Raw genomic sequence first — 23,761 nt, forward strand, 5'->3', positions numbered from 1 at the left:
GCTGAGCGGGGAGGAAATGGAGGGAGCGGACAGTGCGAGCAGCCATAGTGGGGGGCGGCGCGATTGGATCGCCACTGGCGATGCAGTTGGCGCATGATCCGGTGATCGAAGAGTTACGGGTGATTGATGCCGACCGCATCGCCTTGTCCAATTTGCCTAGGCAGCCATGGTTCAACGAGACGGATATTGGCGACTTTAAAGCAAAATGTCTTGTGCGCTATGCGCCAGAGCGTTTGTCGGCGCGGGTTGAGGCGTTGACGGACGACAACGCGGCCCGTTTATTAGCGGGTTGCGATATCGTTTTTGATGCCTCGGATAATTGGCCTGCGCGCATGGCCATTCAACAATGGTCGTTTCAGACCGGTGCTCCCTGGATTTTCTCCTCGGCGCTTCGCGCGGAAGGGATGTCTGCACTGCTTTCTCCTAAGACGCAGTGTCTTTTTTGTTTATTTGGCACATTGCAGCAAGGTCCTCGGTGCTTTGAAGCGGGGGTGTTAGGAACTTTGACACTTGCTGTGGCCGGCCAAGCGGTGACGTTGTGGGAGTTGTGGCGGGAGCATCCTGACGATGTCCAGTATTGGCCACAGGGTCTATTTTTAGTCGATGGGGTGCAAGGAGCCGTAACGAAAATTGGCATGAAGGCGGTGCAATGCACGCATGGAGCTCGATAACCGGACGATTGAAAAGTTTTCTCGCCAAATATTGATGGATGAGATTGGCTATGATGGACAGTTGCGCCTGCTCTCGGAAACAGTGTGGCTGACGGGGCCAGACCCGTGGAGTGAGTGGGCTGCTCGCTATTTGCGCGCCGCCGGTTTAGAGGTCAAAGAGAGGCCCGCCGTCAAGACCTCTATGAATCTTCGTCTTATAGCCTCAAGTGGGCGTTGTCCAGACCTTGTGATTCCTGTGAGCGGTGAAGGCGGTCAGACGATGGTGGCGATGGGTTTGGCCATGACGCAATGGTTGCGGACTTTAGCATCGGGGGAGATGGAAGCATGACGCAACTCAATGTGCGTCTGGTGCAAATGAATAGTGTGGTGGGCGACGTCGCAGGAAATTTACAGCGTATGCTGTCCGCCATGGAGCGGGCCCGGCGCGATCACATCGATGTCGTCGTGTTCCCAGAATTGGCGCTTGCAGGATATCCGCCGGAAGACTTGCTGTTTCGTGCAGACTTTCTTGAAACCCTGCAACAGGCTTGTGATGAAATGGTCAGGCATTCGCAAGGACTGATGGCGATTTTTGGCTATGCTTATGCCGATGGGGGCTTGTTCAACGCAGCGGTGGTGGCGCACGAAGGGACTTGGGTGACGCGGGTGCAAAAACAGTATTTGCCCAATTATGGGGTATTTGATGAGGCGAGATATTTTACGCCGGGGCGTGAGACGGAAATTATTGATGCGGGCGCCTGGAAAATTGGGGTATCCATCTGTGAAGACGTCTGGTATCCCGACGGTCCGTACTTAGATCAAGCGCGGCAAGGGGCCAATCTTTTAATCAACATCAGTGCATCACCTTATTCTCGGGGAAAACGGGCGGCCAGGGAACGGATGTTAGCTACGCGTGCGGATGACGTGGCCTCATATCTGCTGTGGACGAATTTGGTGGGAGCGCAAGACGAATTAGTGTTTGATGGGCAAAGTGCGGTATTTGGGCCCGACGGCCAGGTGCTCGCCAGAGCGCGCGCTTTTGACGAAGACGAATTGTCGTTGACCCTGCACGCGACGCCTAGTCAGCACCGGCGATTTATCGACCCAAGATGGCGCTTGGGCCCAGTCTCTGACCAGGTAGGGGTTGTCCGCATAGGCTCCTTGGGCCATTTAGATGCTCCACGCTATGACCTCACGTGTACGCCGGTTTTAGAAGACGATGCCGAACTTTATCAGGCTCTCGTGTTAGGGGTCGCGGATTATGTCGAGAAGAATCATTTTCAGGACGTAGTCATTGGCTTGTCAGGCGGCATTGACTCCGCTTTGACGGCGGCGATTGCTGTGGATGCTTTAGGCAGTGAGCGAGTGCATGGGGTGTTGATGCCGTCAATCATTACGTCGACGGAGAGCCGGGAAGACGCATTGGCGGTTGCCAAGAATTTAGGTATTGCGACATGGGAGCTAGGGATTCAGGATATTATGACGGCGTTTTTGGATGAGTTGGGGCCGGTGTTTGCGGGGCGTGCTTTGGATTTAACCGAAGAGAATCTCCAAGCACGAATTCGCGGCACTTTGTTGATGGCGTTGTCGAATAAATTTGGTTGGCTGGTGTTGACCACGGGAAACAAAAGCGAAATGGCCACGGGGTATAGCACTCTTTATGGAGATATGGCAGGGGGATTTGCTGTATTGAAAGATGTGCTAAAGACCCAAGTATTTCGCCTGGCGCGGTGGCTCAATCAGGAGCGGACGCGTATCCCCAAGCGCGTGATATCAAAGCCGCCGAGTGCTGAGTTGCGGCCTAATCAAAAGGACGAAGATAGCTTGCCGCCTTATGATATATTAGATCAGATCTTAGAGGGTTATATTGAAGAAGACTTGTCTCCGGAGGCGTTAAAGGCCCGTGACTTAAACCCGGCTCTTGTAGATCTGGTTGTTAAGTTGGTGAACCGTAATGAATACAAGAGGCGTCAAGCTCCCGTAGGGATTAAAGTGACTCCGCGGGCGTTTGGGCGGGACAGGCGCATGCCAATCACTCGCCATTTTGAATGAGGCGTAAAGACAATAGGAGACGGTACTTGTTTTTAAGGAGGACTGCACGATGTCGGGGCATTCGAAGTGGGCCAATATTAAACGCAAAAAGGCCAAAGTGGACGCGGTGAAGGGGACCGTCTTCTCGCGCCTAACCAAAGAGATTATGGCGGCGGCGAAGCGAGGAGGCGGCAATCCCGATACGAATTTCCGCTTGCGCTTGGCTATCCAAAAAGCGAAAGACAACAACTTGCCTCAAGCCAATATTGACCGGGCCATTAGGCGGGCTACCGGTCAGGAAGAGGGCGTGCACTACGAAGAAGTGGTCTACGAGGGCTATGGGCCCGGCGGTGTGGCGGTTTACTTGCAAATCTTGACGGACAACCGTAACCGCACCGCGGGAGAAGTGCGGCATATTTTTTCCCGTCATGGAGGGGCTTTGGGGGAAACAGGCTGTGTGGCCTGGATGTTTGAGTCCAAAGGTCGACTGACCATTACCGAGACGAACAAGAGCGAAGAGGAATTGCTCGATGTGGCGATTGAGGCGGGGGCAGACGATTTGCGCCGAGAAGACGGGGAATTTGTCGTCCTCACGGCTCCTGATGTGCTGGATCAGGTGCGGGAATCGTTTGAAAGCCAAGGCATTAAAGTGGATGATGTGGAATTAGTGCAATTGCCGAAAACGACGACCGAAGTGAGCAGTGACGATGCCCACAAACTGTTAGACCTGATTGATTTACTAGAAGACCATGATGATGTCGAAAAAGTCTTCTTTAACGCGGAGTTCCCAGAAGACTTTGAGATGGACGAAGCCTAATAAGGGTTTTTTGTGAGACCCAAGCGTGACTGGGGCTTACGCCCCAGTAAGCCGCTTTTCATAGACGGGCGCCAGAAGTCTTTCACCCCATAGGTGGGGAGAACAATGGCGTATTTTTCCTTCTTGGCATAAACGCAGCGCATGCCCTAAAGTCGCATAGAACATATGTCCTGACAAAAAATAGAGGATTTTTCCCTGCCGCTGTGGTATTTAACAAAGCAAGACGCTATAAGCAGCGCAGGGACATTGTGGAAGCGGGTGTGTTATGCGGATGTTAGGAATTGACCCGGGCACGGCCATATGCGGGTGGGGCATTATTGACAAAGTGCGCCATGAGCCCTTGGCCCATGATTACGGGGCTGTGCTGACTTCCTCCACGTTGTCCGCACCCGAGCGCCTAAAACATCTGTATGAGGGGCTCATCGCTGTGATTGACCGGTATCAGCCGGAATATGGGGCGGTGGAGAAACTTTTTTTTGGGCAAAACACGAAAACGGCCTTGGCGGTGGGACAGGCACGTGGGGTGGTGCTCTTGGCCTTGAGCCAGCGCAATATTCCTATTGTCGAAATCTCACCGGCGGAAGTGAAGCAAACAGTGGCCGGCTATGGCCGGGCCGACAAGCACCAAGTGCAGATGATGGTCACGCGGTTGTTGCATCTGGAGGCCGTGCCCAAGCCCGACGATGTCGCCGATGCGTTAGCGATTGCGATGACGGGGTTGGAATGGGTGAAATTCCGGGAGGTGCTGCGATGATAAGCGAACTAACCGGCAAAATTGTCCACAAAGATGACGATGCGTGTGTGGTGGATGTTCACGGTATTGGATTTCGGGTGGATATGTCGAAACGGGCCTTGGCAGCACTGCCGGACGTCCAAAACCCCGTCCATCTCTATACCCACTTGGTGGTGCGAGAAGACAATTGGCGGTTGATTGGCTTTTTGGAGGTCGAGGAGCGGGAAACGTTTTTGGACCTGATTGCGGTGGGGGGCATGGGCATTAAGACCGCCTTATCCGTGCTCGGGGTACTAGGCGTCGATGGCCTGGAAGAGGCGATTTCTCAAGAACAATGGCAAACCATCAAGGATGCGCCAGGAGTGGGAGCCAAATTGGCCCAGCGTATTTTGTTGGAGCTTTCGGGAAAATGGCAGAACAAGCCCCGCCGCCACTCTCCGAACGCTGGGCCATCTTTGCCCCGCTCGGTCAAACTCGATGACGTGGGGGAAGCGTTAATGGCTCTTGGCTATTCCTTGGAGGAAGCCCAGGCGGCGTCTCGGCAAACGGCGGCCGAAGGAGATTTGGCTGACCGGATTCGTGAGGCATTGCGTACGCTTGACAGGCGATAAAGGGGGCAAGGACGATGCAAGACCGGGTAGTCTCTGGTCATTCGGGGGCAGAGGCTGAGACAGAAGGGACACTGCGCCCCGATCGGCTCAAGGAGTATATCGGCCAAGAGGAACTCAAAGAGAAACTGTCCATCTTTATCGAAGCGAGTCTAGCACGCAAAGAGCCGTTGGACCATGTGTTGTTATACGGCCCGCCGGGTTTGGGAAAAACCACACTGGCCCATATTATTGCCAACGAACTCGGCGTCGGCATCCGCTATACATCGGGGCCGGCGATTGAACGACCCGGCGATCTCGCCTCCATTTTAACGAATATTGATGATCGCGAAGTGTTGTTTATTGATGAAATCCACCGTCTGTCCCGTCCCGTTGAAGAAGTGCTGTACCCGGCCATGGAAGATTTTGCCCTGGATTTGGTCTTGGGAAAAGGACCTGGGGCGCGGTCGGTCCGTCTCGACTTGCCCCGGTTCACCTTAGTTGGGGCGACGACGCGGCCTGGCATGTTGGCGTCGCCGTTGCGGGACCGTTTTGGGGTGCTGTTGCATCTCGATTTCTATCATCCCGAAGAGCTCGCTCACATTGTGGACCGTTCTGCGCGGGTTTTAGGGATTCCTATGCATCCGGATGCGGCCTATGAGATTGCGCGGCGGAGCCGGGGCACGCCTCGCATTGCCAATCGGTTGCTAAAGCGGATTCGGGATTATGCGCAGGTGCGGGGAGACGGACAGGTTTCGCTTGTCCTAGCTACCGAGGCATTGGAACTATTGGCCGTCGATCCGATGGGGCTCGATCAAGTGGATCGGCGCCTGTTGGTGTCGATTGCGGAACGCTATCATGGCGGCCCGGTGGGCCTAGAAACCTTGTCGGCTGCGGTCGGAGAAGAAAGCGGCACAATTGAAGAAGTCGTCGAGCCCTATTTGCTGCAACAGGGATTTTTACAACGTACGCCACGTGGGCGCATTCTAACCCGCCGGGCATATTTGCATTTGGGCTTGCCGGCCGAACCGGAGTTAACGGACGAATAGACCAGAGCATGAGGAGAGGGGGAGTGGGAATGCGGTCGGATCCAGCGGCCAATGTCTCGATTTCTCTGCTCGCACGCGCATCAAGCGGCGATGTGGCCGCTAGAGATCAACTCATTTCGGAATATGTTCCGTTCATCTTAAAGACCGCTAGCAAGGTAGCGGGCCGCTATCTGCATCAAGGCGTTGATGAGGAAATTTCGGTGGCGATGTTGGCATTCAATGAAGCCATTGGCGCATACACCAAGACCAAGGGCAGTTTTGTGGGATTTGCCCAGACAGTGATTAAGCGCCGCTTGATCGATTATTACCGGAAGAAAAATTCGGGGCCGGCGGAGGTCTTGCTGAGCGAACTCGAACACGAGGATCCCCAAGGGCATGTGTTGCAAACACAGATTGACTTCATGGCTCACCGAGTGTGGCGCGACAAGCTGAGCCAAGAGGTGAGGGTGCAGGAAATTGCGGAATTGGAACAGGCACTTCATGCGTTTGGGATGCATGTAGCCGAGTTACCCAAAATTTCTCCACGGCACCAAGATGCGCGCCAGCGTGCGATCGCCGTGAGTCATCACATTGCGCATAGTGCCCGGCACCGAGAATATTTTTGGACGCGTAAGGAGTTACCGATTAAGGACTTAGTGTTGGAGACGGGGATAAGCCGCAAAGTCATTGAACGGCACCGCAAGTACATTATTGCGATTACGCTGATTTTAGTTTCGGACTGGCCCTACTTGCAACACTATGTGCGGGGGCGAATACAAGATGAATAACGTCTTGCACCGTCAGGCGCTGGTTATTGCGGTAGAACCTCACCATGTGACACTCCTATTGCCCGGGGGGCAGTTTAAGCGCGTGCGCATGTTAAGGCATCATCTAGAGGTGGGCCAGGAATATCGTCTCCCCGAGCACTCGCCATGGCAGCGGGCGCTGTGGGGCGTTGCGGCCGCGGTGGGCGCATTAGCCCTTCTTTTGACTCACGGCCCACAGTCTCCCACACCGCTGAAAGCCACGGCGGTTGTGAGCTTGGACATGAATTCGAGCATGAGCATGGTGGTCGCGGGCCCCAACCACATTGTGGTCAGCGCCAGTGGGAAAGATGCGAGGGGCCGTCGTGTGCTCTCCCAAATTCCGATTACCGGGCTGCCCATTGTCCGCGCGGTGGCTGACTTAACCCGCCAAGCCCGCAAAGACGGCTACCTCAACGCACACCATCCGTTTGTCGTGTTGGCGGCTGCCTTTGGCGTGCAGCGCCAAACCTGGTTTGCGCAGGTGCAAACCACTGAGCGTCACCTGTTGCAACAAAGCGGATTGTGGCAAGGGCGGCTAGTGGTTGTCTCGGCCGTCAGTCATTCCTCCTTAACGGCCATTGCGCGGCAACCCAGTTCTGTGGGACGCACATTGCTGTGGAGCGAGGTCCAAGGGGCCAAACACCATGTGCCTTGGGCCAGTCCGGTTCCCATGAGCAAACCCTTGCAATCTTTAGTAGAACCCATCTTGCACAACCCCCATCACAAGTTGGGACATCCCTTGGAAGAGCCCGTAGCACCAGGAATTCGGGTTAAAGCGCCGGTATCTAGCGCTCTTTTTACCCGTCATTCGGCCATTAGGCAACACATTGTTCCGATCGTGCCAAAGCCTGCTCCGGCAGCCGCTGTGACAGGACACGCGCTGCCACCAGGGTGGATACACCGGCCGTTATCCCGGGGACATTTCGCCTTACACCCCTTGGCTCATATCCAAGGTTATGCCAAATGGAAACGTTAGACTTGCGAAGTCTTAGGAAAATCTGCCACAATAAGGCGCAGAAATGACTGACAGGAAATGGGGAGATGACCACGCATACAACGCATGGCACGAGCACACTGTACTGGGTTTTTTTCGCCGTACTGATCGGCATGACGATTTGGATGTTCATGCAGCAATCACGGAATCAAAAAAATCGGCAAAAGCTGCAAAACAGCTTGCAAAAGGGCGATCAAGTGGTAACGGTAGGCGGTCTGATTGGTACGGTGGCCTCTATTGATGACAAAGTGGTCGTTCTGAAGATCGCGGACGATGTCAAGATTAAAGTCCTCAAAACAGGAATCGGCGGAAAATATCAAGACGCTTGAGCAATTCCGGTTTTCTCTCTAAGGTGTGCTATAATACGGGCGAATTCGGGACCAGACCGGATTCGATGAGACACACTGGGGGAGGCGGAAACAGTGGCGGATTCGTCACTTAACCCGTACTTGCGGGCACAACAGGCGTTTAAAGAGGCCGTGGATACGCTAGGGTTAGAGCCAGCCGTTTATGAAATTCTCAAACAGCCACTCCGATCATTCGAAGTGGCAGTCCCTTTTATACGGGACGATGGCAATTTACAAGTCTTCAACGGATACCGTGTGCAGCACAATGATGCTTTGGGACCGACCAAAGGCGGCTTGCGCTTTCACACGGCAGTCAACATGGATGAAGTCAAGGCGCTCGCCATGTGGATGAGTGTGAAATGCGCATTGCTTGGATTGCCTTATGGCGGTGCCAAAGGAGGAATTGCCTGCGACGTGGATCAGTTGTCCGACCACGAACTTGAGCGCCTCAGCCGCGAGTACATTCGTGCCGTCAGTTTGGTCATTGGTCCCGATAAGGATATTCCGGCACCAGATGTCTCCACGAATCCTCAGATTATGGCGTGGATGGTTGATGAATATTCGCGGATACGTGGGGAAAACACGTTTGGCTTGATTACGGGCAAACCGATGGTAATTGGGGGATCGGCAGGACGCGTTGCGGCCACTGGTCGTGGTTTAGTATTTGCTACAAAACAGTTGGCCACAGAACTGGGCATCGATTTTGCCAAAAGCCAGATTGCTATTCAGGGATTTGGCAATGTCGGGTCGGTGGCGGCCGATATTGCCTATGCTATGGGAGCCAAGGTGTTAGCCATCTCGGACAAGGATGGCGGCTTGTACAATCCCAGTGGCATTAATATTCCTGAGTTATTGGAATACCAAAGAGTGCACCGCTTTCTTACAGGATTCCCGGGTGCAGAACCCATCTCCAATGAGGAACTGCTCGAGTTGCCCGTTGACATTCTCTTTCCAGCAGCGTTGGAAAACCAGATTACAGCGGACAATGCGGGCAAGATTCGGGCGCGCATTGTGGGAGAGGGGGCCAATGGGCCCACAACGCCTGAGGCCGATCGCATTTTGTTTGATAAAGGCATTATGGTCATTCCCGACGTTCTTGGTAACTCTGGCGGCGTGACGGTTTCCTATTTCTTTGGGCCCTTTTCAGGAGGTTTTGTGGTGGACAAGGAACCCTTAGAAGAGTTGCGGCGACGCCAAGCAGCGATTGTCGGAATGGGGGGACCTAGCCGCATTGCTCGTCAACATGCGGCAGGGAAGATGACGGCGCGCGAACGGGTGGCCGCGTTGCTTGATCCGGACTCATTTGAGGAAATTGGCGCGCATGTCCGCCACCGCGCTCGGGCATTTGGCATGGATCAGCAAGAGATTCCAGCAGATGCCGTGGTGACAGGTGTAGGGCGTATTCACGGCCGCGTGGTCTATGTGTTCTCGCAAGACTTCACTTCCGCGGGTGGTTCACTTGGCGAGATGCATGCTCAAAAAATTGTCCGTTTGCAGGATTTAGCGCTCAAAACCGGAGCTCCGATTATCGGATTAAATGACTCGGGTGGGGCACGCATTCAAGAAGGCGTGGATGCGCTCTCTGGCTATGGGGAGATTTTCAAGCGCAACACCTGGTCTTCAGGCGTTATTCCCCAAATTACGGTGATTATGGGGCCAAGTGCCGGCGGGGCAGTCTATTCCCCAGCGCTGACGGACCTTATTGTAATGGTCGAACATACAGGACAGATGTTCATTACTGGTCCTCAAGTCATTAAGACGGTGACGGGAGAAAATGTGACCGGGGAGCAAATTGGAGGAGCTCAGGCTCAAATTCGCAAATCCGGCGTGGCTCATATGGCCGCGGCTGATGATGCCGAAGCCTTGGCACTAGTCCGTACGATTTTGAGCTATTTGCCGAACAATAACCGTGAGCTGCCGCCTGTCACGGCGTGCACGGATCCTTTGGACCGCATGGATGAGGCGTTGGCCGAGACGGTGCCTTTGGACCCGAATAAGCCCTATGATGTGAAGCGCATCATTGCGAGTGTTGTGGATCCGGACTCCTTTTTAGAAATTCAAAACGGCTATGCTGACAATATTGTGATTGGATTGGCGCGCATTGGCGGACATTCGGTCGGCATTTGTGCCAATCAGCCCCGCGTGTTGGCAGGCACGATGGATATCAATGCTTCGGACAAACTGGCGCGGTTTGTAAGACTGTGTGACAGTTTTAATATTCCGCTGGTCACCTTTGTGGACACGCCAGGTTATTTGCCAGGAACCGCCCAAGAGTTTGGCGGGATCATTCGCCATGGCGCCAAAGTCTTGTATGCCTATGCCGAGGCGACGGTTCCCAAGGTGACGGTGATCTTGCGCAAAGCTTACGGAGGGGCCTATTTGGCGATGTGTAGCCGCTCACTGGGGGCAGACTGGGTCTTTGCCTGGCCGACGGCAGAGATAGCGGTTATGGGACCGGAAGGGGCCGCCAATATTATTTTTCGTGAAGATATCAATGCCGCAGAAGATCCCCAGGCGATGCGCCGTACAAAGGCTGAAGAGTACCGAGAAGAGTTTGCCAATCCGTATGTGGCGGCGGCACGTGGTTTTGTGGATGCGGTGATTGAACCCGCGCAGACGCGAGGACATATTGCACAAGCGCTGATGGCGCTGCAAAACAAACGCGATGATCGTCCGCATAAACGCCATGGCAATATGCCGCTGTAACGCGGTGAAGGGAGGATATTATGCCGGAATCGACAAGGCCCGATGACCTCGCCGCGGTCATGATGGCTGTCGCGCTCATGATGGAAGATGAACGAGAACAGACGGCATTCACCGTGAAGATTCGCGAAGTCTGGCCCCAGCCTTCGGAATGGCGATGGGTTGGTTGGTAACGAACACAAGGGTTTAATGACATGCAATTTGGTGGAGGAGGCACAGGAGATGGCGGTACGCAAGTTTCGAATTCGAGTGAATGGGGTTCTATATGAAGTAGAGGCGGAAGAAGTCAAAGAGGCCAGCGCTCCGCGTCAGGAAGTCTCCGCGCAGCCTGCCCCGGTTAGGGAGCCCAAAGCGTCGGCGGAACCTGCGCGGAAGCCAGCTGCTGTCGTCTCCCAAGATGGGGAGACGATCATCGAGGCGCCGTTGCCGGGATCTGTCCTCGACGTCAAAGTGCAAGAAGGAAGTTCGGTCGAGGTCGGGCAGGTGTTGGTGATTTTGGAAGCGATGAAGATGGAAAATGAGGTCACGTCACCGGTGCCAGGACGCGTCAAGAGCGTAAAGGTTCAAAAAGGCAGTGCAGTCGACGCCAATGACGTCTTACTTGTCATCGACCGAGCGTAAGATGGCAGGACGGCGGCGGGTCTTGGTGATGGCGCCTCATCCTGATGACGAGGCATTAGGCGCGGGTGGTTTTATCCATCAGGCAGTGCGGCAGGGCTATGATGTCTATGTCGTTTTGATGACCTCTGGTGACGGCTTTGTACAAGATGCCGAACGCTATTATCTTTCGCTGACCGTTACGTCGGAAGAATACATTCACCTAGGTTATGAGCGCCAAATTGAGGCGCAAAAAGCCATGGCGGCCTTGGGAGTGCCTAAAGAACGGGTGATCTTTTTAGGGTTTCCTGATGGAGGCCTGGATCATTTGTTTTTGCATTATGATGCGGCCGCTTTATTCGTCAGCCCGACCACGGGTTGCAGCCGCGGTCCGTACATCGAGTCACCCACTTACGGCACCCCTTATACCGGGGCCGAATTACTGAATGCCATTATTCGACTGTTCACCGAGATTCAGCCTGATTGGGTGGTTACCCCCCTTATGCTGGACCAGCACCCCGACCACTGGGCGACATCGGCTTTTGGGAGCCTCGCCCTGATGGCGTGCCGCGCCCAAGGTTTGTCGTGGGCGGAGCATACGGTACATTTGGGATATTTGGTGCATTGGAATGGGTGGCCCTTGCCTTTAGCATATCGCCCGGAAATGCGTCAGGAGGTTCCACCTTCGCTTACCACCTATCCTGGTTTGCGCTGGGAGGAGTTTGGCTATGACGCCCCGACGGTTGAAGCCAAAAGGGTCTCGCTGCTGTCTTATGAGAGTCAAGTGGAATTAATCAAGCCCTTTCTTCTGGCTTTCGCGCGTAAGACGGAGGTTTTCGGCCGTGTCACGCCTACGGTCGTTGATCAGGAAGCGGTCTGGCCCCAGCCACGGGCCGAGTCTTTGACGAAATTTTTGCGTCGTGATTATGGTATTGTGGCTAGCCGTTGGCGACATAGGCAAGGGCAGGACCATGTGCAATGCAGGGTCAAACTCGAGGGACTATGGTCCGCGCGGGTCGTCGTGTATGCGTGGGGAAAGGGTCTAGAGTTTTCGGGGTGGACGTCTGGAATGCAGGGCGGAGATGATCCGGGACTGCTGGTAACGCCATCGGCAGACCATGTGGACCTCACGTGGTCTGTGTCAGAAACGGGGACAGAACGGGAGTGGCTGAAGGGCATTGTGTTTTACCGGAATAATAAAATCACGGGGCGCACGGGGTTCTGGCCGTGGCTGTCCGCCGACCCGGAAAGGAAGGGATAGACGTGAAGGTATGGATCTCTGTCGATATGGAGGGCATCAGCGGGATTGTGGACCGTGACCAATTACTTCCTCAGGGGCAGCGTTACAGCCAAGCCGTGCACTACTTGATGCAAGATATCACGACGGTTATTGGTGCTGTGCAAGAGGACCCTGCAGTGACAGGCATTGTCGTCAATGATTCCCACGATGGGATGCTCAATGTGCTATGGTCGTCGATGCCGCAAGGGGTGACGTTAATCTCAGGCGGGGGTAAGCCGTGGTCGATGGTGCAAGGTGTAGATCAGGCGGATGTGGCATTCTTTGTCGGCTATCACGCTATGGCGGGAACGCCGCAGGCCGTGATGGACCATACCTATTCAGGCGAGATTTTTCAAGTGCGGCTCAATGGCGTGGAAGTCGGGGAAACGGGGCTGAATGCTGCCGTGGCCGGTCATTATCAGGTCCCAGTCGGCTTCGTCAGTGGCGATGACAAAGTGTGTGCCGAAGCGTCGCAATTGCTGCCATGGGTCACTGCGGTGAGCGTGAAAACAGCCACCAACAGACGGGCAGCCCACCTGTTAAGTGGCTTGGAAAGTGCGATGGCTTTGCGTCAAGGCGTACATGATGCGTTAGCGAAGTGGCACAGTGGGCGCTTGTCTCCCTTTATTCCTGATACACCTGTGACCTTAGAAGTGACGGTGATGACGACGGATATGGCCGACCGTGCCACGTATTGCCCGGGCACCCAACGCACCGGGGGACGTACGGTGCAGTATACATCTCACAGCATGCTAGAGGTTTACCGCGCTTTTTACACCATCATGGCATTGGCTGCGGGCCGCCCGCTATACTAAAATGCCATGCGTTTGGCATAGGAGGGGTCCATGAGTCTTTTTCTCGGCCTTGAAGAAATTTTGTTATTTGTGCCGGACGTGCAAAGTGCTAAACCGTGGTACGCGGATTTTTTAGGAGTCGACCCCGTTTTTGATGACCCCCACTATTGTGCATTTCGACTCTGTGGGGTGAGCATTGGGCTTCACCCATACGATGACAAAACGCCGACCCGTTCAACAGGGCCTGTGCCTTATTGGCGGGTGGCGGATATCCATCAGAGTATCGCGCAGCTACAGTCCAAAGGCTGTGGGCTGTTTCGTGGGCCAATTTTTGGGGTGGACCAACGTTGGGTCTGTCAAATGACTGATCCTTTTGGCAATGTATGGGGCCTCGTTCAAGTTTACTAGGCATTGTTAAAGCATAAGATGTCCACATTGCGTCCAACCTATGCGGAGTAGTTCACGTCCATTTTATGACGCAAAAAGACGGCACCTTTTTGTTGACAGAACTCGAACAGGCCACTATAATAGGCAATGCACTGGGGGCGTAGCTCAGTTGGGAGAGCGCTAGAATCGCACTCTAGAGGTCAGGGGTTCGACTCCCCTCGTCTCCACCAGTTATCCTCTTCAATTTTTTATCCTAGCCATTTATTCCGTCGCTTAGTTTTATTCTGGACTGTAAGATATTCCGAGCTTGAATGGGTCTTTAGGTATTTTTCTATTTGGACGTCTCAAACATTCGAAGGTTCCCCAAGAAGTACTCTTCCCGTTGTCTTAACAATCCACCTAAAAAGAAAGAGTATCTGTATTCTGTGATTGAAATAGGGTCCCCTTCCCGGTTTTGTTCATCCTCATCCTCGTCTTCCCCAATGGGTAGTGACCTATCGTGTCTGCGCATGCCGTCGACACAGTCTTCACTCGTGTCGTACCCAGCTGTCCTTCCGCGTTTGGCGCATTTTGTCAGAATTTCACCGCGATCTTGTGGAGATTTCGCCAATCCCTTGGGCCATCACACTTTTCGGACTTCAAAAAGTGTCGGCAAAGTGTCGCCACCACTGTAGCCGATAACTGCGTTTACATTGCGTACAATCCTTCTGAGCAGACACTCCTTTTGACAGGCCCGCACGCGGCTCCGTTTTCCGCGTGTGATACGGGGTAGTCGACAGGGGCTCGGGATCGATGGTGTAGGTCCGTCACGGGCGTGAATAAGACGCGACGGTTGTTACCATCCGGCGACAGCAGGGAAGCGCTTTGAGAACCGTTTGGCCAATCGCCTAACTAGAGTAAACCGCAAGGATCGTCGAAATATCGAATCGCAGCTCGGGCTACGGATTAAACTCTTTAGTCCGTGCAATCACAGACACTTCGATACCGGAACTGGAGGAGAAATAAGCGTCGGCATAGGGTAGCCACGCCGACACCACAAACGATCGCGTACTGCCCGGCGGCGTAATCCGTAATTGGTGATAGATTGTAGCTGCCTTGCCGTTCTGACCCGGCATATCAGACCCGATGAATGTCTCTTCGGCCGAACGCCCGGGTTTCAGGGTAACTGTGGGTACGTTCGGGATACCGTGCCCAAAGTAGGGCCCAAACATGGTCGAATCACGGCGAACGGCAAGATGAGATTGGTTCCCGGAGGCCGTAATACCGACGACGGTGGACCATCCGCGGAGCGATACGGGCGAATGGCCAATATTGTAAAATGGATAACGCCGCCGTCTGCGCCGGCAGCCACGGCGCTATGCACAATGGTCACTTTGAGGGTCCCCGTGGAATGGCCATGCGTGGTGGTGGTTACGGTGGTGCTCCCTGTCGAAGAGGGCGTCGTCGACCTCGGTAGCTTCAATCCGTTGCGGGGAACGATATGCGAAACGCGGACCGTTCCATTGCCCGTCGGATTGGCTGCGAGGTGGCGACTGACTCCGCATCCCGCAAGCGAGAACACACCAACGGCCACGGTCGCAACGATTGAAACGTGTCGTCTCATTAGAATGCCTCCCCGAGGCGCGTCTCAAGCCGTCTGACTCATCTGCTTAAACAACGACGGATGGAGCGAATTGGTTACGCACAGAGAAGGAAACGGCGGTCAACAGACATGCGCGACGGGGATCATAATCGAAGGGAGGAGCGCAATGCTCAGTGGGGCGATGCTTGGCACCGCCACGGAGGTTGTTCTGTGCAACCATGTTCGCACATGCCTCGCCGTTCTGAGCCTGTTGCCGAGATTTCGCGTCAAAAATTCGAAAAAGAGTCCACTTTCATTCGATGGGGGCCTGGCCTAACGTTTGGATAGTTTTTGATCCCCCAAGACCGGAGTCAGGCATCCTTTTCCTCGAAATCGGCCCGCGGGCTGGCGGAGTACAACGGGCGATTGTTAAGTCGTCTTGAGGAACAGATGGCTGAGATTTTGGGCCGCTCTGTCGACCTGGGCGGAAATTCTCCCAAAATTGCAACCGAAGATTCAACACGAAGGAGTATCTGCGTTTGAGCGCCCCGCGGGATGATGAGGTCATCATCGAAACCATGGTTGATGCGTTTACCACGATTTTACACTGCGGACCGAGCCAGTTGAGCTGGCGCTTAAAAGATCGATACTCACACATCTTGTGGCGTGACATGATTGGCTTACGCCATCGAGTTCACCATTATGGTGGAATTGATTTGTTGCGGTGCGGGAAACAATCCGCACGGATTTGACGCCGCTTCTCGAACAATTCATTGCATTACAAGACCAGATGACATCGATGTAATAGTGCTTAGGGACCGCCTGATTGCTTGGGCCTTGTTTTTTATGAACTCAATGAATATCCTACAAATACCGAATGGGGGAGGGATGGCCATGATGCAAAGCGTGGTATGCCTAAAGAACTTAAGACCGGAAGGATCCATGAGTCATAAAAAATTAGAGAGAGTGTGAGATTGTAGGTCACGGGGCATTATCCTCAATTTCTTCGGTGTGGCAGCGGTCAGGACCTCTCGTGGGAGGCATTTTGCTTGATCCAAGGAACCCGAATCACCCTGCGTCCTTTTACCCGCGATATGTGGCGTACGTATTACCATTGGCGTCTCGACCCTGAAGTCATGTTTTGGGCTACGGGAGAGTCATATGCGTCTAGCCTTGTACCGGAAGAAGCATTTATGGCGGCATTCGAGCAGAGTATTTTAGTGGACCATCACCTAGTATCTGGCTGTTTGGGAATATTTACGGATGACGATGACTTTATCGGTGAAGTCAGTTATCGGGATATGGATGTTGTGGCAGGCAGCGCCGTTCTAGGGATTCTGATTGGGAATAAATCTTACTGGGGCAAGGGATATGGGACGGATGCAGTTCGAACGATGTGTCGCTTTCTGTTTCAGCGATTTGGACTGCGCCGCATACAATTAGACACGTGGCCTGGCAATGTCCGTGCCTTGAAGGCCTATGCTAAAGTCGGATTTCAAGTGGAAGGACGCTTACGTGAAGCGTTACGAGTTAACGGGCAGCCTATGGATCAAATGATATTGGGTCTATTGCGCCACGAGCTGTTGGAAGACGAAGCAATGTCCTAAATGGGACGGGAGCCCCGGTAAGATTGGTTACCGGGGCCCTTTTTAGGGGCCAACGCTAGTCAACGGATTCCTTGGTGCGCACCGCGTCCAATAGCAACGTATTGAATTGGTCAAAGAGATCGCGTAAGGCTAGCTCAGGAATCATGCCGAGCTGGTCACCCACACTGACCTCAAAAGAGCGGCTGTGGGTTCCCTGTTCGCGTAAAACTCCTGTCAGACCGATGGCGGATGCGCGGTGAAGCTGCTCTAATATCGCCTCGACCTGTTCCTTGGGCAAGTCGATGTAGACATGAAACATATTGCTGACAGGGACCAAAGGCATAGTCCAAACGCCTTGTAAACGATTAAAGCGTGCGGCTAACTCTTGCGCTTGGGCGTAATAACGGGCCATGTTGTTGACACGCCGATGAAAAAAGTAGTCGGCGGATAGAATGTACGGATATAAACTGATGAGGTCGCCGCCATGGCGGCGTTTCCATATTTTTGCCTGATCTGTGAATGGCTTAGGTCCGGCCAAGATGGCTCCTGCAATGCCACCGATCCCTTTGTAAAAGGATACATAGACGCTCTCAAAGAGGGCAGACACCTCAGCCGCAGTTTTTTGGTAATAGGGCAACACCTCGAACAGCCGTGCGCCATCTAAGTGCAGAACGATGCCTCGCTCACGGCAGACATGGGCGATGTCTTGGAGCGTTTCGAACGGGGGGAGTTGACCGCCAATTTCCCGTTGTGGTAACTCGAGCAGTAAAACAGCGACGGATTCAGGCAAGTTGACGACGTCCGCTAGGTCGATGAGGCGATCGGGGGCACCAACGAGGATCGGCTCAATATGGTGAAGGTGGCGCAATCCGCCTTCTTCGTGAATTTCTAAATGGCATAGGGGATGGTACGCAACTTTGTGAAGATTTTTTTGGTCGCACCAAATGCGCAAGGCAATTTGCTGTGCCATGGTCCCGCTAGGAAAAAATACGGCACTCTCTTTACCCAAGTACTCGGCGATTTTGTTCTGAAACTCCTCGATGATCACGCCTTGACCATAATAGTCCGCGTCCGTCATTTCCTCAGTGTCCGCTAACGCTTCTTTTAATATCTGGACTCGCCGGCGGCCATGGCCGCTGATTTGATGGGACGTTTCTTTAAACGAAGACTTCGGCGCCCCAAACGGTGAATCTCGGAACCGGGTTGACAGGAACTCGTTGGAATAGTGGACTGGTCGAGTGGCACGAAGGCGACTGGACGTTAGAAGTGGTGGGAGGATCTGTCTTAGGGGATGTGCAAAAGGCGCAAGAGGTGGTGCTATATCTGCACCGTCATTTGTTGCCGGAGACCCGCGGGGTGCTCGAAGTGTTGAATGCGCCGGACGGGGCGCATACCACCGTGATATGGCAGGAAGGCTCGGTATTATACCAAGCTGATGACTATCATTCTGCCACCGGCGCCATGGAAATGGCGATGTCCATGCGCGAATATCCTTCCGGGGCGATGCCGTCGATGGACGCTGCGGCCACATTTTCGACACCGGAATTTGCGGGGGTTCATGTCAGACGTCTCACCGGTACGCAAATCGTGCCCGCCATTGCGCAGGGATATCAAAGCCCTACCGATAAGGCGATGGTGTTTTCCAGCAAGGCGTTTGTGCCACTGGAGGGATTTTCTGGATATTTAGATGGGCATTCGTTCGTTTTCGATATCTATCAAAATTACCCGAATGGCTTAGTATTGGGAGCAAGCTATCATCATGTGCCAGTGTATTTTGGCCCCGGCCCCAGCCCGGTCTTTAGCGTGATCAACTTTACAGGGGATGAGGTGGTGTTAGGAAATCCTGCGGCAGGCAGTTATATGGCCATTAATCTGATGACGGGGCAACGTACGGTGAATCTGTCCGCCGTTCTTTCGTTGAAAGGCTATCCAGGAATCGGATTGCCCTCGCACATTCTTGGGCTCCCCGGCACCCATTATTCGCCCCAAATTGCATATCCCCAAGACCCTTCTTAAGAGACGTGCACAATAAGGGCGACCAATTGGTGGCCCTTTTGGTGTTGACCCTTGACCATAACGACATTGCCCACTTTGACTGATGTGACGGCAATCGGTTTGTGTTGTGATGTAAATCGCGTGTGAGGTGTGAACACGAACACTTTCGTTTTGGCCTGGACGTGTTGACCGACTTTTAGGTGGTCAAGCCAATGAGGCGCCGGGGAAGGCACCGTATAAGATACGGTTCCCCATTTTTTGGTCGTGAGCGTAATAAGGCCATTGGCAGCACTTGTAACATGGGCGAGGGTCCGGTTAGCCGGTGCTGCCAAAACCGTCGGGGCGAGGCTTGTCGAGGACGTCACACCGTAGGCGGTCACGCTTTGCCCTGGCGTGAGAGTCGAAAAACCAACGAGTTGTGCGGTACTGACTGCGGTCAGCGTCCAGGTTTTCTTTTTGCCCACAACTGTCCAAGTTCCATTAGTATTTTGTAAGGTGCCGTGGACCACCGGGACCAGAAAGATCTGGGGATGCGAGCCTTGCCAGCTAACAATGCGCAGGTGTTCTCCTGTTTTGATAGTATTAGCAAGGACACTATAGGGGCCCGCTTTTATCGCGGCATTAGCTAACGATATGGTGTGAGACAGTGCGTTCTTGCCATGCGTCACGGTCAGCGTTTGTCCGCTAATCGCTGTAACCCGGACAGCTAGGCCTTTATAGTGGGTATGTTTTTTCGTATGGGGCATGACGGTGTTTGTGCTAAGTTGAATGGCTGGGGAAGGGGCTGGTGAGGACTGAGCGAATGCTACGGCGCCTCCTCCGACGACCATGAGGCCGGATAGACCAATAATTAGGGTCTTGGTGCGATTGGTCATCACAAATGTGCCCTCTTTCGTTGTAATTTGTGGAAGAATGCAAGGCAGACTTGATTGCACTTCCAGTGTCATCTTAACCACTCTTACTGAAGTCGCCCTGAAAATGCCCTGAACTTCTGCTGAATCTTTGAATTGGACGATACAATTGATGGGAAAGACAGCGGTTTTGGGTGTCTTGGATAAAGGTGGAGGGTGGTGCACCGTGAAAGGGTGAGCGCGGCCTTAACAAAAGCCCAAGGAAGCACCCCCCGGGGCCGTCTTCAGTGGTGCGTCGTCACTGTGCGAAGGTGATCCAGCGATTTGCGGTAAAATTCCAGAGAAAGGCGGTGAATAATCCCATTGCCATCGCAATGGGGACTGCGATATGTGCGGAGGCGACCGCGACCCACACAGCGCCTTCGTTCAGAGCTAGCCCCATGAGCGCGACGCCAATGAACAATGGTAATTGACGCGAGAGCATAGCGGATGGGCTGCGAAACGTCCAACGGTGGCTTAAAGGATAGTTGACAGCAAGGCCTACGAGAAAGCCCATACTTTGACAAGCCAGGTAGGACCAATGGCTAAGGTTGTAAAGAACAAAGCTCGTTGTCCATGCCCCTCATGCGGCGCAGCTCAGACTCGGCAAGCGCTAGCAGCGCGTCATCGCTCTGATTCCACAACCCGTCGCCTTCAAAACAAAAGTATTCCATCCCAAGACATGTTGTGGACGGATCGGGGACCATGGCCGGACTCCAGTTGCCGAAGTTTTGTATGCGTCCGACTAAGACTGAGGGATCGTGGATGTAAATCCAGTTATCGGGAAACAAATTGGAGGTGTTGATAATGAGCGCGACTGTAATGAAATCGCGGTAGTGCAGGGCGCTAGCAGCCTCCCATGTAGCGGAACTCACGGCGGGACGCAAAGCCTGAACCAGAGAGCGTATGGGCATGGAGGAGATTACGTGGTCAACACAATGCTGGGTGATATGACCATGTGCATCTGTGGCCTCCAAGGCCACAATTCGGCCGTTTTGGTGAGATAGGCTGATGATTTTCTGACCCATGAGCAATTCCGCGCCCTCTTCTACCACCATTTGTCCAACTTTTTCCCAGAGCATGCCAGGGCCTAAACGGGGATAGTAAAATTCCTCAATAAGCGTCTTCACCATGTCTTGCTTCGTTTCTCGTTTGGGGAATAGCGCGTGGGTTATCGCGCTCATCAAGTTTAAGCCTTTTATCCGCTGCGCAGCCCAATCGGCGCTGATCTCATTACACGCAATGCCCCACACTTTTTCTGTATACGTTTTAAAAAATATGGTGAAGAGTCGACGACCAAAATGGCGTACGACCCAGTCTTCAAATGTCTTTAATTCTCGATGCGGTGCGGCTTGGGCCTTAGCATAATCCATAAGACATAAGAAGGTATTGAGTAGGCCCATGTTGGAAAAGGCATTTAGGGGCTTAAGAGGGTAATCGTAAAATTTGTTTTGGTAGTATATGCGTGATTTACGTGGTCTTACGAGAAGGTCGACGCCTAGAATTTTCGCCCAAAAGGCTTCGACTTCTGGGCTTTTGGAAAAAAATCGGTGGCCTCCGATGTCAAAACGATAGCCTTTATACTCGACCGTACGTGAGATCCCACCCACAAAACGCGGGTCTTGTTCGAAAATTTTTACGGTCTGTCCATGTCGCGAGAGCTCATATGCCGCACTTAACCCGGCAGGTCCGGCTCCAATAATGGCCACTCTCATGTTTTAGGTCTCCTCTGACACTGAAATTGATTCACCTTAACCCAAGATGCGAGGCGCAAGACATCAACACGGTCCAATGGCTCTACTTATGTCTAGCGACTGTCATAGTGTGGCGAAATCTTGGGTGTATGGCCGCTACATGCTATGCCATGTGGGGACGTGCCCCTTAACACGGCGGAACAGGAGAACAGGGCGTGAAACGCGCAAATTCTTGTAATCTCCAAGGCGTTGAAGAATAGCGTGACGTTGGTGGGATGCCTTTTGTGTGACGGCTTCCAAGAGGAATGAAACCCAGATGACCGCCGGTTTGATTCGGAGTTATATGATTTAAACTACATAGACCCTTTAGGGCAGGTCTGCAGCCAAGAAGGCATGGACAATGAAGTGAGGATAATACGTCAAGGCCGCCTCGCACGCCGTTTGTTAAACCCAACATGACGGCCTTATCTACGAGTTGTTCTCCATGTACAAAAAAATCAAGCGTTGCGATGATGATGAGGTATAAGATAGTTAGATCAATCAGGTTGTGCGTCACAATGGATCTCACCTTTGATATTCAGCTTACAAGATATACCATTCATTTGCATTTGATGTCTACTACAAATAGTACCACAACTCAAGGAAAATAGGGGAAATTTATACATTTTTTGTCATAATATGGTGGAAATAGGTCGCGTATGTCGTGGTTATCATAACGCTTGTTCAGATGAGGTCGCGGGTGTGTTTGCGGGGTGGTTGCGATCTGGCGTCTGGAATGGGGGGGGGGTTCAGATATTGTTCCTTCCATGGTACGCAGACACAAGGCAAATCGCTTGTGTAGTCGACTTCTGATCTTTGGCTTGTCATCTCTTCTCAAATAACCAAATGTTGTGTTGGTGCGCGATGACTTTCCAATGGGAATTCGCCCGCAATATATGGAACCAATGGTGGAGTGCCGCCGCAGACACAAGTTCATTCGACATATCGTTCATATCTAGGAAGGCGTAGGTGCCAGGCCTACTGCTTGCAATATCGCTCCCATCAATTAAACGAATGTGGGACCGATTGGCCAATAACGCGATATCTTTGTTCATCCCGATTACGGGAGCGTTCGGCGGGATGCGGTGCGACATATTTCGCAAGACTCTTTGGTAGGGTTGATGATAGGTGAGCAATTGACCGGAAGCTTGGGTAAAGGTGAAGAGCAATAAACCAGCCATGGCCCACGGCCATAGCCATTTGGTTTGTAAACGAATCTTTGGCCAGAATGTGAGGGCGGAGGCAAACAAGAAGGGGACGGCGGGAATCCAATATTGGTGAAAAGGATAGATTTGTGGGTCAAATCCAGACAGCGCATTGAAGGCGAAAACGGATAAAATGGGAAGTCCATAAGGTGAGGAGAATGCGCTCAACAGCGGTAGAACAAAGCCGAATGCCAGAAGAAGCACGACAACGGCAGCAACCACGTTGGGACGGGTCCAAGCATCGAAAATAAGCCCGGGATGTGACAAAAGATGAACGATGGCTGCCGTGGGGTCTACTCCAAGCCACCCATAGGTGACAGCCCAAACCGCGACGCCATGGGGATAGATCCAGGGCAAGACCACGAAAAAATCGAGCAGCACAGTTCCTAATCCAATCAAGATAGCGATAATGCCGTAACGCGTCGCCTTGTGAAGCAGAAGACCAACGCCAAAAACAGCGGTCACCGCGGCACCGACGTCTTTGGTCGCTGAGGCGATGAGGAGCCCTATCACGAATAGTCTAAGGCGCCTATTCTCAAAAGCCCAAATGGCCAGAAAGAATCCTGGAATCATCATCACGTCGGGATGCCAATCGAAAAAGGCAGGACCTATCACAGCAGGATAGAAGGCATAAAGGAGTAGCCAGCCTATGAGATCTAAGGCGGTGAGTTGATACTTCTGAGCGTAATAAAAAATCCCCAAAAATCCTGTACTCAGGGCAAGGACTTGAATGAGAAGAATGCCTGGCTGACCGATTAAGCCATAGAGCACTCCTAAGGGATAGAGAATGTAGCTGCCGGCATCGGCTAACGCGGGATATCCCACCACCGTGTCGTATGCGCGCCAGTGTCCTTGACTGATGAGCCACAAGGCTTGGCTATACCATGCCATGTCCATGCCCGTGGCGTGCCAGCTTTCTAGACGCCATAGGGATATGACTCCCGCCGCAAGGGACAAAGCAAGCGCCACTGCGATGGCAACCGCTTGGACAGAGCGTTTCGGATGAGAAATAGGATTGGCTAGAGATTCGTTCACAGG

25 protein-coding genes, 1 tRNA gene and 2 pseudogenes are annotated in these 23,761 nt (G+C 53.2%); 21 read left to right on the top strand and 7 right to left on the bottom strand.

The window, feature by feature from the left end; all coding sequences use genetic code 11:
* The first annotated feature begins 32 nt into the window (after positions 1–32).
* The 18 genes and pseudogenes from ORD20_RS06060 to ORD20_RS06145 all read left to right on the top strand — a co-directional run bounded on the left by ORD20_RS06060 (position 33) and on the right by ORD20_RS06145 (position 13,983).
* A complete protein-coding gene (locus tag ORD20_RS06060) occupies positions 33–671 on the top strand; it encodes a HesA/MoeB/ThiF family protein (protein WP_103376542.1) in 639 nt (212 codons plus the stop codon).
* Positions 658–999: a hypothetical protein gene (locus ORD20_RS06065; protein ID WP_103376541.1), complete on the top strand. Its 342-nt coding sequence runs from the start codon at positions 658–660 to the stop codon at positions 997–999. The genes ORD20_RS06060 and ORD20_RS06065 overlap by 14 nt, the downstream gene beginning before the upstream one ends.
* Positions 996–2,702, top strand: a complete 1,707-nt coding sequence (locus ORD20_RS06070) for an NAD+ synthase (protein WP_103376540.1) — start codon at positions 996–998, stop codon at positions 2,700–2,702. The genes ORD20_RS06065 and ORD20_RS06070 overlap by 4 nt, the downstream gene beginning before the upstream one ends.
* Before the next feature lie 49 nt (positions 2,703–2,751).
* A complete protein-coding gene (locus ORD20_RS06075; RefSeq protein ID WP_103376539.1) occupies positions 2,752–3,498 on the top strand; it encodes a YebC/PmpR family DNA-binding transcriptional regulator in 747 nt (248 codons plus the stop codon).
* A 265-nt stretch (positions 3,499–3,763) separates the two neighbouring features.
* Positions 3,764–4,252 carry a crossover junction endodeoxyribonuclease RuvC gene (gene ruvC / locus ORD20_RS06080; protein ID WP_103376538.1) on the top strand — a complete coding sequence of 163 codons (489 nt, stop codon included), beginning with the start codon at positions 3,764–3,766 and terminating at the stop codon, positions 4,250–4,252.
* Positions 4,249–4,842, top strand: a complete 594-nt coding sequence (ruvA, locus tag ORD20_RS06085) for a Holliday junction branch migration protein RuvA (RefSeq protein WP_103376537.1) — start codon at positions 4,249–4,251, stop codon at positions 4,840–4,842. The genes ruvC and ruvA overlap by 4 nt, the downstream gene beginning before the upstream one ends.
* 14 nt (positions 4,843–4,856) lie before the next feature.
* Positions 4,857–5,867, top strand: a complete 1,011-nt coding sequence (gene ruvB / locus ORD20_RS06090) for a Holliday junction branch migration DNA helicase RuvB (RefSeq protein ID WP_103376536.1) — start codon at positions 4,857–4,859, stop codon at positions 5,865–5,867.
* A gap of 29 nt (positions 5,868–5,896) precedes the next feature.
* On the top strand, positions 5,897–6,634 hold the full coding sequence (sigI, locus tag ORD20_RS06095) for an RNA polymerase sigma-I factor (protein WP_158246370.1): 738 nt from the start codon (positions 5,897–5,899) through the stop codon (positions 6,632–6,634).
* On the top strand, positions 6,627–7,628 hold the full coding sequence (locus ORD20_RS06100) for an anti-sigma-I factor RsgI family protein (RefSeq protein ID WP_103376534.1): 1,002 nt from the start codon (positions 6,627–6,629) through the stop codon (positions 7,626–7,628). Before sigI ends, ORD20_RS06100 begins: the two co-directional genes overlap by 8 nt.
* Before the next feature lie 65 nt (positions 7,629–7,693).
* Positions 7,694–7,975, top strand: coding sequence for a preprotein translocase subunit YajC (gene yajC / locus ORD20_RS06105; RefSeq protein WP_103376533.1), 282 nt, complete (start codon positions 7,694–7,696; stop codon positions 7,973–7,975).
* A 216-nt stretch (positions 7,976–8,191) separates the two neighbouring features.
* Positions 8,192–8,497, top strand: a pseudogene (locus tag ORD20_RS06110) (Glu/Leu/Phe/Val dehydrogenase dimerization domain-containing protein); the annotation flags it as partial.
* Positions 8,498–8,602: 105 nt separating this feature from the next.
* Entirely contained in the window at positions 8,603–10,699 is a 2,097-nt protein-coding gene (locus ORD20_RS06115; RefSeq protein WP_430626685.1) for a carboxyl transferase domain-containing protein, read from the top strand.
* 20 nt (positions 10,700–10,719) lie between these two features.
* Positions 10,720–10,869, top strand: coding sequence for a hypothetical protein (locus tag ORD20_RS06120; protein ID WP_158246369.1), 150 nt, complete (start codon positions 10,720–10,722; stop codon positions 10,867–10,869).
* A gap of 49 nt (positions 10,870–10,918) precedes the next feature.
* Entirely contained in the window at positions 10,919–11,317 is a 399-nt protein-coding gene (locus ORD20_RS06125) for a biotin/lipoyl-containing protein (RefSeq protein ID WP_103376531.1), read from the top strand.
* Positions 11,286–12,554, top strand: coding sequence for a PIG-L deacetylase family protein (locus ORD20_RS06130; protein ID WP_103376530.1), 1,269 nt, complete (start codon positions 11,286–11,288; stop codon positions 12,552–12,554). Before ORD20_RS06125 ends, ORD20_RS06130 begins: the two co-directional genes overlap by 32 nt.
* A gap of 2 nt (positions 12,555–12,556) precedes the next feature.
* Entirely contained in the window at positions 12,557–13,387 is an 831-nt protein-coding gene (locus ORD20_RS06135) for a M55 family metallopeptidase (protein ID WP_103376529.1), read from the top strand.
* 30 nt (positions 13,388–13,417) lie between these two features.
* Positions 13,418–13,774 (top strand): VOC family protein, encoded by a 357-nt coding sequence (locus tag ORD20_RS06140; RefSeq protein WP_103376528.1) that lies wholly within the window; start codon positions 13,418–13,420, stop codon positions 13,772–13,774.
* A 133-nt stretch (positions 13,775–13,907) separates the two neighbouring features.
* Positions 13,908–13,983 (top strand) — tRNA-Ala (locus tag ORD20_RS06145).
* A gap of 708 nt (positions 13,984–14,691) precedes the next feature.
* Here ORD20_RS06145 and ORD20_RS06150 read toward each other — a convergent pair.
* A complete protein-coding gene (locus tag ORD20_RS06150) occupies positions 14,692–15,015 on the bottom strand; it encodes a DUF4232 domain-containing protein (protein ID WP_242968648.1) in 324 nt (107 codons plus the stop codon).
* Positions 14,910–15,356: a hypothetical protein gene (locus ORD20_RS06155; protein ID WP_242968630.1), complete on the bottom strand. Its 447-nt coding sequence runs from the start codon at positions 15,354–15,356 to the stop codon at positions 14,910–14,912. The genes ORD20_RS06150 and ORD20_RS06155 overlap by 106 nt, the downstream gene beginning before the upstream one ends.
* Positions 15,357–15,832: 476 nt before the next feature.
* Between ORD20_RS06155 and ORD20_RS06160 the strand changes: the two are divergent.
* Positions 15,833–16,066 (top strand): annotated as a pseudogene (locus ORD20_RS06160) (hypothetical protein); the annotation flags it as partial.
* Positions 16,067–16,363: 297 nt separating this feature from the next.
* On the top strand, positions 16,364–16,921 hold the full coding sequence (locus ORD20_RS06165; RefSeq protein WP_103376524.1) for a GNAT family N-acetyltransferase: 558 nt from the start codon (positions 16,364–16,366) through the stop codon (positions 16,919–16,921).
* A gap of 55 nt (positions 16,922–16,976) precedes the next feature.
* Here ORD20_RS06165 and ORD20_RS06170 read toward each other — a convergent pair whose 3' ends face one another.
* A complete protein-coding gene (locus ORD20_RS06170) occupies positions 16,977–18,179 on the bottom strand; it encodes a threonine aldolase family protein (protein ID WP_430626686.1) in 1,203 nt (400 codons plus the stop codon).
* Between ORD20_RS06170 and ORD20_RS06175 the strand changes: the two genes are divergently transcribed.
* Positions 18,086–18,916 carry a hypothetical protein gene (locus tag ORD20_RS06175; RefSeq protein WP_430626744.1) on the top strand — a complete coding sequence of 277 codons (831 nt, stop codon included), beginning with the start codon at positions 18,086–18,088 and terminating at the stop codon, positions 18,914–18,916. The two genes, ORD20_RS06170 and ORD20_RS06175, sit on opposite strands and share 94 nt — an antisense overlap.
* Here the strand turns inward: ORD20_RS06175 and ORD20_RS06180 are convergent.
* From ORD20_RS06180 to ORD20_RS06195, 4 genes are all read right to left on the bottom strand, one after another.
* Positions 18,913–19,770, bottom strand: coding sequence for a DUF5666 domain-containing protein (locus tag ORD20_RS06180; RefSeq protein ID WP_430626687.1), 858 nt, complete (start codon positions 19,768–19,770; stop codon positions 18,913–18,915). The genes ORD20_RS06175 and ORD20_RS06180 overlap by 4 nt on opposite strands.
* 274 nt (positions 19,771–20,044) lie before the next feature.
* On the bottom strand, positions 20,045–20,302 hold the full coding sequence (locus ORD20_RS06185; RefSeq protein ID WP_430626605.1) for a GtrA family protein: 258 nt from the start codon (positions 20,300–20,302) through the stop codon (positions 20,045–20,047).
* Between the two features lie 28 nt (positions 20,303–20,330).
* The gene (locus tag ORD20_RS06190) at positions 20,331–21,500 is read right to left on the bottom strand and encodes an NAD(P)/FAD-dependent oxidoreductase (RefSeq protein WP_430626606.1); all 1,170 of its coding nucleotides are present in this window, start codon (positions 21,498–21,500) and stop codon (positions 20,331–20,333) included.
* Between the two features lie 842 nt (positions 21,501–22,342).
* The gene (locus ORD20_RS06195) at positions 22,343–23,758 is read right to left on the bottom strand and encodes a DUF2079 domain-containing protein (RefSeq protein ID WP_103376518.1); all 1,416 of its coding nucleotides are present in this window, start codon (positions 23,756–23,758) and stop codon (positions 22,343–22,345) included.
* Positions 23,759–23,761 lie beyond the last annotated feature (3 nt).

The sequence above is a fragment of the Sulfobacillus thermotolerans genome, from assembly GCF_039623705.1.
Classification (GTDB): domain Bacteria; phylum Bacillota; class Sulfobacillia; order Sulfobacillales; family Sulfobacillaceae; genus Sulfobacillus; species Sulfobacillus thermotolerans.